An 11,964-nucleotide genomic window follows, 5' to 3' on the forward strand; every position below is an offset into this window, starting at 1 on the left:
AAGCCGTGCTCGGCTTCCTGCGCGAGACCGTGCCTCGCCGGTTCGACGAGTTCTCGTCGACTATCACCGACAATTTCCGCGTCATCGACCCGAAGGATTTTCGGATCCTCGCGTGACACCGCTATACAAGCCGCCATTCCTTACCTAATCTTTGGTAAGGAATCGGATGGAGGCTTCATGACCACGGCTCAACGGAAGGCCGAACAGGATTTCGGCGAGGCGACCGTAACAAGCAAGGGACAGATCACCGTCCCGAACGCGTTGCGCCAGGCGCTCGGCGTTAGGGCGGGCGATAGGCTTCGTTTCATTCAGGGGGCGGATGGATCGATCCGGCTCGAGGCCAGGAAACGGCGACGGATCGTCGACTTCGCCCGGGCCAATGCCTTTCGCGCCGGGGAGGCGGGCATCGATATCGACAAAGCGATCGACGAAGCGATTACGCTCGCGATGGAGGAGCGCGATCGACGAAGCCGTCAAAGGGACGGCGAATGATCGGACTCGACACGAACGTCCTTCTGCGCCTGTTCCTGGAGGATGATCCGGCGCAGTGCGAACGCGCCCGAAGCTTTGTCGACGCCGCGACGGCGGACGAGCCTTGCGTCGTCAATCCGGTCGTCCTTGCCGAATTCGCTTGGACCCTCGCGCGAAGCTACAAGAAGAAGCGACCGGAAGTCGCGCGTCTGGTCGAGGGCGTTCTTTCCATGGACGACCTCGAAATCCCCTACCGCAGCGCCGCCCAAGGCGCCTTGACTGCTTTTCGCGCCGACAAGGCGGATTTCTCCGACTATTTTCTCGCTGCGCGTCCACTGCGACGTTCGATCGCGCAGCGCTCGATTCGCCTTCCTTCTCCCCGGTGCCGTGAGTTCCCCATGACGACCTCCCTCCCCCGCGCCGCCTACGCCGACATGTTCGGCCCGACGACCGGCGACCGCGTCCGCCTCGCCGACACCGATCTCCTCATCGAAATCGAGAAGGATTTCACCGCTTACGGCGAAGAGGTGAAGTTCGGCGGCGGCAAGGTCATCCGCGACGGCATGGGGCAGGCGCAGACAACGCGCGCCCGCGGCGCGGTCGACACGGTCATCACCAACGCCGTCATTCTCGACCACTGGGGGATCGTGAAGGCGGACGTCGGCGTCAAGGACGGGCTCATCCATGCGATCGGCAAGGCCGGCAACCCGGACATCCAGCCGGGCGTGACCATCATCGTCGGTCCGGGCACGGAAGTCATCGCGGGCGAGGGCAAGATTCTCACCGCGGGGGGCTTCGACACCCACATCCATTACATCTGTCCGCAGCAGATCGAGGAGGCGCTGACGTCCGGCGTCACCTCGATGCTCGGCGGCGGCACGGGTCCGGCGACCGGCACGCTCGCCACCACCTGCACGCCCGGCTCGTGGCACATCGCCCGGATGATCGAGGCCGCCGACGCGTTCCCGATGAACCTCGGCTTTGCCGGCAAGGGCAACGCCTCGAAGCCCGCGGGCCTCGTCGAGCAGGTCAAGGCGGGCGCCTGCGCGCTCAAGCTGCACGAGGACTGGGGCACGACCCCGGCCGCGATCGACTGCTGCCTCTCGGTCGCCGACGACTACGACGTGCAGGTGATGCTCCACTCCGACACGCTGAACGAATCCGGCTTCGTCGAGGACACGATCAAGGCCTTCAAGGGCCGGACCATCCACGCCTTCCACACCGAGGGCGCCGGCGGCGGCCACGCGCCCGACATCATGAAGGTAGCGGGGCTCGACAACGTGCTGCCCTCGTCCACCAACCCGACGCGGCCCTTCACCAAGAACACGCTCGACGAGCACCTCGACATGCTGATGGTCTGCCATCACCTCGATTCGAGCATTCCCGAGGACCTCGCCTTCGCTGAGAGCCGCATCCGCAAGGAGACGATCGCCGCCGAGGACATTCTGCACGATCTCGGCGCGCTCTCGATGATGTCGAGCGATTCGCAGGCGATGGGCCGCATCGGCGAGGTCATCATCCGCACCTGGCAGACGGCCGACAAGATGAAGCGCCAGCGCGGGCCCCTGCCCGGCGACTCCGCGCGCAACGACAATTTTCGCGCCAAACGCTACGTGGCGAAATACACCATCAATCCCGCCATCGCGCATGGCGTCGCAAAGCACATCGGCTCGATCGAGAAGGGCAAGCTCGCCGACCTCGTGCTCTGGACCCCTGCCTTCTTCGGGGTGAAGCCCGACTGCGTGATCAAGGGCGGCATGATCGCCGCGGCGCCGATGGGCGACCCCAACGCCTCGATCCCGACCCCTCAGCCCGTCCACTACCGCCCGATGTTCGGCGCCTACGGCCGGGCGCGGACCGCCACGTCGCTCACCTTCGTCTCCGACGCGGCCCTTTCGGACGGCATCGCGCGCAAGCTCAAGGTGGAGAAGACCCTGGTTGCGGTGGAGAACACCCGCGGCAAGCTGCGCAAAAAGAGCATGATCCACAACGGCGCGACGCCGAAGATCGAGATTGACGCGGAGACCTATGCGGTGACCGCCGACGGCGAGTTATTGGTGTGCGAGCCGGCCGACAGGCTGCCGATGGCGCAGAGGTATTTTTTGTTTTGAGGGCGAAGGTTGGCTGCTGCGACAATTGCATTGGGTCGTCATGGCCGGGCTTGTCCCGGCCATCCACGCGGTCCCGCCGCGGCTAACGCTGACGCATCATGCGGGAACAGGATCGGACAGCGTCCTGCCGACAAGGCGTGGATGGCCGGGACAAGCCCGGCCATAACGGATAAGGATGGACGCGCCTTTCCCTGGCAGGACAGCGGTGATGCCCCACGAAACGCAAGACTGTGACGACGAGGCCAAGGCGCTCAGCGCCGTCGCCTTATTGCGCGATCTGCCCGAACAGGGACTCGTGCGAGGGCAAGTCGGCACGATTATGGAAAGGTTCGACGAGGCGACCGCGCTCGTCGAGTTCAGCGACGACGCGGGTCAAGCCTTCGCTATCGTTCCCTGCCCGCACGACGCGCTGCTCGTGCTGCGGACAATTCCGCGGGCCGCGTGATCGACGTTGCCCGACGGAGGCCCAGCCGATGTCGAAATCGACGATTATCACTGAGCCCGACTGGCTTCCCAATCCGACGCCCGGCGAAATCCTCCTCGAGGAGTTCTTGCGGCCGCTCGATCTGAGCCAGACGGCGCTTGCTCGCGCGTTGAGCGTGCCGCCCCAGAGGATCAACGAGATCGTGCTCGGCAGGCGGGCGGTCACCGCCGACACGGATCTGCGCTTGTCGCGCGATTTCGGCATGACCCGCGGCTCCATTCTCGGCTCGCAGGCCGATCACGACCTTATGGAGCGCCGCCGCGAACTCGGTCCCTCCCTCGCACTCATCGCCCCGCGGGCCGCGTGACGGAAAGCACGGGGGAAACCCTCAGCGACCCGGAGGATGGGCTTGATCCACAACTGCCCGACGCCGAAGATCGAGATCGACGCCGAGACCTACGCGGCGAAGGCGGACGGCGAGCTTAGCTTTGACCCCTCCGCGCGGCTCAGGCCCTACAAGCCATGCGGTCACAGCCGGGCTCGTCGCGGTCATCCACAGGGGATAATCGCTAATTCTCGCAGTGGAAGTCACTGGCAGTTGAATTCCGACTCGCTGGCTTTCATGCAGCTCGTGGCTTTCACGTCACGGGTGAAAACGCCGCATTTCACGTAGCAACACAGAAGCCGCTGTTTATTCGCGGACAATTTGATGACATTCGCGCACTGGTCGTTCGGACCGAACGAATTGCCGGTCATCTGGCCACCGTTCGAGCGCCAGCCGTCAATGCTTTTGACTGCGGGCACGCAATTGATCTGTTGAGGCTGCGGACAAGTAAACGTGTCGGCGATCGCCGCCGGCGAGCCAATCGCCAACATAATCACGCCGCCTAACTGGGCCGCGAAAAGTTTCGCTCTCATGACGTCTCTCCCAGTTTTGGGACGCTGCGGAAAATCCCGCGATGCAACGGGCGACATCGTTCGCGCGCCCCGCGACGGAGCCACCGCGTCGCCAGGCAATTCAACGATAGTGATACAGAAGTGTCAAGAAGAATCCAGAATTACGTAAATTACGAGTGTACGGTGTAAAGCGCGGTGAAGCCTACACAAACCTCTGATATTTCGAGCAGGATCAAAGATTGGCCGCCCTCCACCCTAGCGATCGAGCTGCGTTGCCGGACCCGTGCTCGGCATCAAGGCCGAGCCCGCTTCGCGGGGCGTGTTCCGCGCGCCTTGCCCCCTCTGCGCGGCTCAGGCACGCGCCCAGGTGTCCCTCTGCCCCGGCTGTCATGCCCGCGGACGCGGGCATCCAGAGCGGCGGCCATGCAGCGCGGCCAAACTGGATTCCCGCGTTCGCGGGAATGACAAGTCTTACGGCGACAATTTGCTCAACCCCTGTTTGGCGCACTCAACACGGGCCTCCGGCCCCCGTATAAGGGCGCCCCCTTGCCCAAGCGAGTTGAAGCGTCAAATTTGGGTTCATGGCGCCGAACCCGTTCTTCACCATCGGCCATTCCACGCGCTCCACCGAAGCGTTTGTCGCGCTTTTGCGGGAAGCGGAGGTCAAAATTGTCGTCGACGTGAGAACCGTGCCGCGGTCGCGCACGAATCCGCAGTTCAACCGCGACGTCCTTCCCGCCTCGCTCGCTGAATTTCAGATTGGCTATGAGCATCTGGCGTCGCTCGGCGGGCTGCGGGGCCTGCAGCGCGACGTATCGCCCGAGACCAACGCCTTTTGGGACAATGCCAGCTTCCACAATTACGCCGATTACGCGATGGGGGAGGAATTCCGCTCAGGCCTCGAAAAGCTGCGCAAGGTTGGACACGTAGCGCGGTCAGGCGTCATGTGCGCGGAGGCGGTCTGGTGGCGATGCCATCGCCGCATCATTGCGGACTATCTGATCGCGGCGGGCGAGGAGGTCTTTCACATTCTCGGCGAAGGCCAGATCGAGCCGGCGCGCATGACGCCCGCAGCCAGGCCTCGGCCAAATGGAACGCTGACCTATCCCAGGGAAACCGTCGCCTCGCTCGACGCCGGACCGTAAATCTGGCCGGCGAGCCGAGCTAAAGCCCTCGGTCCCGGCTGTCATGCCCGCGCACGCGTGCGGCGCTTTCCGCCGCGCCAAAGCCCGCCTATCGTTCGCTCGAAACTTGGAGGCGTCCCATGGCGATCCCAGAATATTTCTCCAAAACCTATGCCGAGGCGCGGCGGAAATTCCTCGACGCGGCCCGGGCCGGCGGGGCCGTGCTCGAATCTCATGTCCATCCGAGCGCCCGCGGAGCGGAGGGCGAGGAACTCGCGGTCGACGTCGCCCGGTTCGGGGACAGGGATGCGGAGAACCTGTTCGTTGTTATCTCCGGCACGCACGGCAACGAGGGGTTTTGCGGCTCCGCCTGCCAGACCGGCATGATCGGAGAGGGCGTGGTCGCGGCGCGGCCCCAAACGGTTGCGGTGCTGCTGATCCACGCCGTCAACCCCTACGGTTTTTCCCATATCCGGCGCGTGACCGAGGACAATGTCGACCTCAACCGCAATTTCCAGGATTTCTCAAGGCCGCTGCCCGAGAACGCGCGCTACGCCGAAATTCACGATGCTCTGGTTCCCGCCGACTGGGACGGCCCCGCCCGCGCCCCGGCGGAGGAAGCGCTCGCAGCGTGGCGCGACGCCAACGGCGGCATAAAGGCCTATCAGGCCGTGGTGGCGGGCGGCCAGTATGCGTTTCCAGACGGCTTCTTCTTCGGCGGGCGCCGGCCGACATGGTCGAACGCGACGTTCCGCGCCATCATCGAGAGCCATGGGCGCGCGGCGAAACGGGTCGCGGTCGTCGACATCCATACCGGCCTCGGGCCGAGGGGCTATGGCGAGCCGCTCTCACTCGTTCCGCCCGACGCGCTTGGGTTTAAGCGCGCGCGAGCCTGGTGGGGCGACGAGGTCACCTCGATCCTGGACGGCACGTCGAAGTCGCCGCCCGTCGCGGGTCCGCTGATCGGCTGCGTTGGGGAGCGCCTGCCTGACGCGGAAATCACCGCGATCGGCCTCGAATACGGCACGGTCGAACTCAGCGAAGTGCTGGAGGCGATCCGCGGCGACAACTGGCTCTATGCGCGGGGCCTCGGCTCGGGGCTGAGCATGGAGTCTCGGCTCGCCCGCGACATCAAGGCGAGAGTCCGCGACGCGCTGGCGGTCGACGCTGACGACTGGAAGGAACAGGTTTTCGCCCGCGCCGCCGATTTTTCTCTCAAGGCTTATCGGGGGCTGACGGGCTGAAGCGTTACCCCTCGACGTCGATCCCATTCTCCTCACACCACGCGCGCAGCGCCTTTTCCTTCGCCTCGCTCTCGTATGCGTACCACCTGTCGAGGGCGCCGACGCGGAAGAGAAAGTCCTTGAAGCGGCGCCAGGCGCCCTTGCGGGAGAAGATGGCGGCGATCTCGTCATAGTGGTCGTCCAGCCGTTCGGCGGCAAAGCGCATCGCGAGCGGCCTGCCGAGATCGAGGTCGCGCGGCGTGGGCAGGTCGATATATTTCTCGTCGTCGTCGATATCCTCGGGCTCCTCGAAGAGTTCGGAGTCCCAGTCGGTATGCCAGTGGACCGTCCCCGTCTTCCGGTTCACCCGGGCCGAGTTTCCAAACACTGGGTCCGAGCTGATGAACTCGAACGCCTCAATGAGTTCGCTGAAAGCGACCGACATCGAGCTGACGCTCCAAGTGCCGAACGAGGCGCTGGGCGGGCGGAAACCGCGCGTCCGCCCTCGGGAACACTAGCGCATCCTGATCCGCGAGGGCATAGAAACCCTTTTTGGCGCAAAGGTCATTCTGCTCTGCGCCTCCAGGCCACCGTCCTCGTCCGTCTCAGCCGGACGCCGGGTTGTCCTGCAGCAGCGAGCGCCGACGGTGGTCGCGCGCGGCCTCTTCGGTCATCCACTCGCGCCGATGAATTCTTATCCACAAAGTCGTCAGCGCAAGAGGCGGTTCAACGAGCGGCCGCACGCTCGCCCGCCGCTTGTGTGACGCCTGCATCCGGGGCGGGGCCCGCGCCATCCGCAAGCTGACCTCTCCACGCATCCTTGGCCTCTTTTCAGCCCTCCGGCCTTCCAACCTCCCTCCTCTGCGGCCGCCGAATCGCCGGGGCCGCTCCGCCAGATTTTCCAAAGGTTAACGAGGGGCGCCAAAAGCGCATTGATCCAGATCAGTCCGTGCGAAAAATCGGCCCCGGGGCGCTGCGGCGGGGCCGGACGTGAGGGGTCGCGCGCGCCCAGGCTACCAGGCTGTCGGTCCGGACCGCAGAGCTTTCTGTTGCCAGAAATAAATAAATATGTTATATTAAAAAATAGAATTTCGTCGCCTGCGCTTCGCGCCCCGCGAAGTCCTTGGCGGCGCGTCATCGATGTTGCGGCGGGCGCTGCGCGTGGCCGTGGCGCACGACTGGAAAAGGCGCCGGAACCCTCTGATAAGGCTCGATTCGGAACTGACAATGGCGCCGCTCCGTGGGCCGGTTCCGGCCCTGGGCGCGATTCTCATCAGCGACGCATAGAACCGGCGCGGACCGGACCCTTCGGCTGGGCCGGTCCGGCCTCGTTAGCCTGTGGGCGCTTCGACCGGAGCGGCCGGTGCCGCAGGCGGGAGCGGGACCTGCGCGGCGAGCGCGGCCTTCAGCGCCTCTTCCTTGGCGTGGTCGAAGGAGGTCCGGATCACCGTGCCGCCGACGCCCTTGAGGTCGTCGAGCACCTTGTCGGTGGTCATCTTGCGGATGAGCAGGAAGAGGCCGGCGGTTCCCGGCTTCAGCGCCTCGTTCGCCTGCTTGCGCATGTCGTCGTCGTTGATGCCGACGTCGACCAGCGAGCCGCCGAGCGCGCCGCCCGCCGCCCCGACCGCGGCGCCCGCGACCGGCATCAGGAACAGCCAGCCGATCAGCATGCCCCAGAACGCGCCCGAGATCGCTCCGCTCGCCGCCGGATGCATGAGCTGGTTGAGCTTCACCCGGCCCTGATCGTCGCGCGTGGCGATCACGGCGTCCTCGATTTCGATCAGGTACTCTTTCTGCATGCCGAGCACCTTGTCGCGCACCTCCTCGGCCTGTTTCTCGGTGTCGAAGGCGATGAAAACCAGATCGCTCATGTTGGCCCTTCCGTTCCTCGGGTTGAAATCGCGTCCGTCCGGCGCTTCTTACCGTTCGGCGTATCACAAATTTAGGTCGGCCGCCGCGGCGAGTTGGCGCCGATAGCGCGCCAGCACCCGCGCCCGGTAGACCGGCCGCATCGCCTCGTGATGGAGGCGCTGGAGAAGCCCCATCCGCTTACGCTGCACGGTCGTCCCCCCGGTCTCGCGCGAGACGTCGCGGATCGGGGTGGGCGTGACAGCGAGCAGAGTCACCCCGGTGATCCAGTTCATCTGCAAGAACGTGTCGACCGGCCGGTCGAACGGCGCCGTGACCGCAAGCAGCCGTTCGGCCGCCGCGCGCGAGACGGCCTGCCCGATCGCGCGCAGCGGCGGCGCATGCGGGCGGATGAGCGTGATCGGGCCGCCCCGCGCCAGGACTTCGCCAGACGGCTCGAGGCCGGCGGCCGGCATGAGCGCGTAGGCCCAGCGGCCGCGCTCGAGAGCGAGAAAGTCGAGAACCGCACGGAACCGCTCCGGGTCGACGGCCGCGTCGTCCTCGAAGACGATCGCGTAATCCAAGCCGTCGTCGACGATCCGCCGCCAGGCGACGCGATGGCTCAAGAATACGCCGATCTCCGGCAGCCCGAGGGCGAAGGGATACCGCGGCGCATAGCGGCCGCGGACATAGGCGGCGTCGACCACATCCGGCGGCAGCAGCCGCCCGTCGACCGCTGACAGAATCTCGCTCGGCATCGGAAGCGCCGCCTGCAACGCCTCCACGCTCGGCCGCCGGCCAGCCGCGCGCTCCAGGTGAATGACGAATGCCTTGGCGCTCGACACTGGCCGATCCTTGAAAGACCTGATAATGCGCCCGGCGAACGGGGCGAGCGGCCTTCTACCGCGTCGGCCCGTCAGGAGTCATCCCGCCCGCCGTCATCCCGTCCCGGGGCGATCGTCGGGCGCCAGCCCGTAAAGCATGATCGCGAACCCGTCCAAGCCCGCCCCCCTGCCGATTTCCGCGACTGTCATCTGCAAGAACGAGGAAGCCTGCATCGGCAAATGCCTCGCAAGCCTTGCGGGCTTATCCGAGATCGTCGTCGTCGATTCGGGCTCGACCGACAACACGCTCGCCATCGTCGAGGAGTTCGCCCGCAACGGCCTGCCGATCCGCCTTAACCGCCAGGACTGGCTCGGCTATGCGCGGCAGAAGCAGTTCGCCCTCGACCAGGCGCGCGAGCCCTGGGTGCTCAGCATCGACGCCGACGAGTGGCTCGACGGCGCGCTCGCCGCCGATCTGCCGCGGCTCGTGGCGGCGGACGAGTCCCTCGACGGCTGGGCGCTGCGCCGGACCCTGACGCTGTACGGAAGCCTGAAGCCGGTGAACTTATGGACGCGGCCCGAGCATATTCTGCGCCTCGTCCGGCGAGGACGCGCACGTTTCGACGAGACGCTCATCGTCCACGAGGGCCTGATCGTCGAAGGCCGGACGGAGATCGCGCAAAAGGGCCTGTTGCGCCACGAGCGCGGCCTGCCGGTCGACGAGCAGATGCGGAAGGAGATCGTTTACGCGAAGCTGAAGGCGGAGCAGCGGATCGAGCGCGGACGCAAGCCGTCGCGGCTGAAGCTGCTGCTCAACCCGCCAATCTACTTTTTGCGCATCTTCTTCTGGAATCGGTTTTTCTTGTGCGGCTGGGCGGGGTTCATCCACGCCATGACGGGGGCGACCTATTCTTTCATGACCGAATCGATGCACCGCCAGTTCTATTACGCCCGGAAGCGCCCATGACCGAGGCCGGGCGCATCGACCTCGACGCGATCGAGGTCATCATTCCGAATCTCAAGAAGCGCTACTCCGGCGGCACCGCGGTCAACCGCACGATCGCGCCGCTGATCGCCAAGCGCTGCAACGCCGTGTGGTTCGGCCCCGACCGGCCGGACGGGATCGCCGGTCTGAGCCTGATCGACCTTTTCCGGTTGCGCTTCAGGCCGCCGCCGAAAGGACGTCCGGCGCGCATCTGGCATGCGCGTCGCAATACCGAAATGCAGCTTGGGCTTCTTCTCAAGCTTTTCGGCTGGAACCTGAAGCTCATCTTCAACTCGGCCGGGCAGCGACGGAAGACGTTTTACACCAGTTTCCTCATCGCCCGCATGGACGCGGTCATCGCGACGAGCGCCGTGTCGGCCTCGTTTGTCGGGCGCCCGGCGACCGTGGTCCATCACGGGATCGACCTCGACGCCTCCAAGCCGCCTGCCGACCGGGCCGCCGCGTACGCGGCGACCGGGCTGCCGGGACAATACGGGATCGGGACCTTCGGCCGGGTGCGGAAGCAGAAGGGCAGCGACCTGTTCGTCGAGGCGATGTGCCGTCTCTTGCCGCAATACCCCGACTTCACCGCCGTGATCGTCGGCCACGTCTCGGTCGACAATCTGGCCTTCGTGGAGAGGCTGAAGAGCCGCATCGCGGCGACCGGCCTTTCCGAGCGCATCCGCTTCTTGGGCGAACTGCCGATCGAGGAGGTGCCGCTGTGGTATCAGCGAATCTCGATCTACGTGTTCGCCTCGCGCGTCGAAGGGTTCGGCCTCACGATGCTGGAAGCCATGGCGGCGGGTGACGCGGTGATCGCCACCCGGGCGGGCGCTGCGGAGATGGTGATCGAGGACGGCGAAACCGGCTTTCTCACGCCGATCGACGACGTCGACGCGCTGACGGCGGCGATCGAGCCGATGATGCGCGAGCCGGAACGGATTCAGGCCATCGGCGCCAAGGCGCGCGCCCGGGTCGAGCGGGATTTCAGCCGCGACCGGGAGGCGGACGAGATCGTCGCGGTCTATCGCGGCCTCTGCGAGGAGGCCGCGGAGAGCGGCCAAAAATCTCCAGCCGCTTTGACCTGAGGAGCAGGCCGGGCGGCGCGTCTCGAAGGGCGCCCCGGCGCACCGCGCGAGACATTTGGATTTCCGTGGATCTCCGCCGGGCGGGGCGACGGCGTCGCGATATTGAGAGGTCCCCGCTCCGGCGAGTGGCGGACGCGCCGTCGACCAGACGGGACATTCGCGTTTGCGTGTCGCGCCCGCGGCGAACCAATCGGCTCAGGCCGGGCTCTCGAACAATCCACAATGATGTTGCGCCGCAGGGTTCCGGCGCTCGGCGAGCGCAAAGATTGCGGCGGCGAATTCGTCGACCTGCGCCCAGTCCGTATAGTCGATATCCGAGCGACCGTCGGCGACGCCGCCGGTGACCGCCATGATCAGGCGGATCATCTGCTTGTCGAGAAATCCATACTGCGGATAATTCAGCCGACCGCCGAATGCGGTCGCAAGGGCTGGTTTCAGCCCATATCGGGCAAGGGTCATGCGCAGATACGGATTGGTCTCGGGCGTGCGGCGCGAGGGGTTGCGCGCGACAAGATTGACGACCGCGAGCGCCAGCGGCGGGACGCGCTCTCGGCTCGCGAACCCCTCGAGAAAGTCCGCGCCCTCCGGCAGCACGCGTCCGTAGCGCACGGCGAGAACGGCGACGATGGCGTCGCTCTGATTGTCGATCGTCGGCTGCGTTCCTCGCGCAAGCGCGTGGATTGCAGGCGTCGCGCCGCCGTCGCTAAGGCGCGCGGCGATCCGCTGCGCAATTCGCTCGGACTGACCGTCGCGTGTGGCGTAAAAAATCGCGATGGTTTTCGTTCGCGCCTCCGATCCTCACCCTCCGATGTCACGGCGCCTCTCCGGAAGTCAACGCTCGAACGTCAAGCGATGGGGATCTATAAGTTAAGAGGTTCAGATATTCGGAGCGCAACTCCCGAACTCGCTCAAGTTCGCACCCGCGCTGGATCGTCGCATGCGCCGTCCTCGGGAGCCGCCATCGGGCGG

The 11,964-nt window shown here is 65.7% G+C and carries 13 protein-coding genes; 8 read left to right on the forward strand and 5 right to left on the reverse strand.

All coding sequences use genetic code 11. The features are described from left to right. Positions 1-177 precede the first annotated feature (177 nt). From ACLP25_RS06875 to ACLP25_RS06890, 4 genes are all read left to right on the forward strand, one after another. On the forward strand, positions 178-492 hold the full coding sequence (locus tag ACLP25_RS06875) for an AbrB/MazE/SpoVT family DNA-binding domain-containing protein (protein ID WP_442468472.1): 315 nt from the start codon (positions 178-180) through the stop codon (positions 490-492). Continuing rightward, positions 489-2,582, forward strand: a complete 2,094-nt coding sequence (gene ureC, locus ACLP25_RS06880; RefSeq protein WP_442468473.1) for an urease subunit alpha — start codon at positions 489-491, stop codon at positions 2,580-2,582. The genes ACLP25_RS06875 and ureC overlap by 4 nt, the downstream gene beginning before the upstream one ends. Positions 2,583-2,790: 208 nt before the next feature. Further along, a complete protein-coding gene (locus tag ACLP25_RS06885; protein WP_442468474.1) occupies positions 2,791-3,027 on the forward strand; it encodes a DUF4926 domain-containing protein in 237 nt (78 codons plus the stop codon). 28 nt (positions 3,028-3,055) lie between these two features. Then, positions 3,056-3,373, forward strand: a complete 318-nt coding sequence (locus ACLP25_RS06890) for a HigA family addiction module antitoxin (protein WP_442468475.1) — start codon at positions 3,056-3,058, stop codon at positions 3,371-3,373. Between the two features lie 221 nt (positions 3,374-3,594). On the opposite strand, the gene ACLP25_RS06895 is transcribed toward ACLP25_RS06890, so the two are convergent. After that, entirely contained in the window at positions 3,595-3,924 is a 330-nt protein-coding gene (locus tag ACLP25_RS06895) for a hypothetical protein (protein ID WP_442468476.1), read from the reverse strand. Positions 3,925-4,484: 560 nt separating this feature from the next. On the opposite strand from ACLP25_RS06895, the gene ACLP25_RS06900 reads away from it, so the two are divergent. After that, positions 4,485-5,048 (forward strand): DUF488 domain-containing protein, encoded by a 564-nt coding sequence (locus tag ACLP25_RS06900; protein WP_442468477.1) that lies wholly within the window; start codon positions 4,485-4,487, stop codon positions 5,046-5,048. Positions 5,049-5,167: 119 nt separating this feature from the next. Then, positions 5,168-6,271: a M14 family metallopeptidase gene (locus ACLP25_RS06905; protein ID WP_442468478.1), complete on the forward strand. Its 1,104-nt coding sequence runs from the start codon at positions 5,168-5,170 to the stop codon at positions 6,269-6,271. 4 nt (positions 6,272-6,275) lie between these two features. Here ACLP25_RS06905 and ACLP25_RS06910 read toward each other — a convergent pair whose 3' ends face one another. The 3 genes from ACLP25_RS06910 to ACLP25_RS06920 all read right to left on the reverse strand — a co-directional run bounded on the left by ACLP25_RS06910 (position 6,276) and on the right by ACLP25_RS06920 (position 8,943). After that, positions 6,276-6,695, reverse strand: a complete 420-nt coding sequence (locus ACLP25_RS06910) for a hypothetical protein (RefSeq protein WP_442468479.1) — start codon at positions 6,693-6,695, stop codon at positions 6,276-6,278. 886 nt (positions 6,696-7,581) lie between these two features. Further along, positions 7,582-8,121 (reverse strand): DUF1269 domain-containing protein, encoded by a 540-nt coding sequence (locus ACLP25_RS06915; RefSeq protein WP_442468480.1) that lies wholly within the window; start codon positions 8,119-8,121, stop codon positions 7,582-7,584. A gap of 63 nt (positions 8,122-8,184) precedes the next feature. After that, complete coding sequence (locus tag ACLP25_RS06920) at positions 8,185-8,943, reverse strand: glycosyltransferase family 25 protein (protein WP_442468481.1); 759 nt, start codon at positions 8,941-8,943, stop codon at positions 8,185-8,187. Between the two features lie 136 nt (positions 8,944-9,079). On the opposite strand from ACLP25_RS06920, the gene ACLP25_RS06925 reads away from it, so the two are divergent. Next, positions 9,080-9,889, forward strand: coding sequence for a glycosyltransferase family 2 protein (locus ACLP25_RS06925; RefSeq protein WP_442468482.1), 810 nt, complete (start codon positions 9,080-9,082; stop codon positions 9,887-9,889). Further along, entirely contained in the window at positions 9,886-10,995 is a 1,110-nt protein-coding gene (locus ACLP25_RS06930; protein ID WP_442468483.1) for a glycosyltransferase family 4 protein, read from the forward strand. Before ACLP25_RS06925 ends, ACLP25_RS06930 begins: the two co-directional genes overlap by 4 nt. A 195-nt stretch (positions 10,996-11,190) precedes the next feature. On the opposite strand, the gene ACLP25_RS06935 is transcribed toward ACLP25_RS06930, so the two are convergent. After that, positions 11,191-11,769, reverse strand: a complete 579-nt coding sequence (locus ACLP25_RS06935) for a flavodoxin domain-containing protein (RefSeq protein WP_442468484.1) — start codon at positions 11,767-11,769, stop codon at positions 11,191-11,193. Between the last annotated feature and the right edge of the window lie 195 nt (positions 11,770-11,964).

The organism is Roseiarcus sp. (genome assembly GCF_052145395.1).
Lineage (GTDB): Bacteria > Pseudomonadota > Alphaproteobacteria > Rhizobiales > Beijerinckiaceae > Roseiarcus.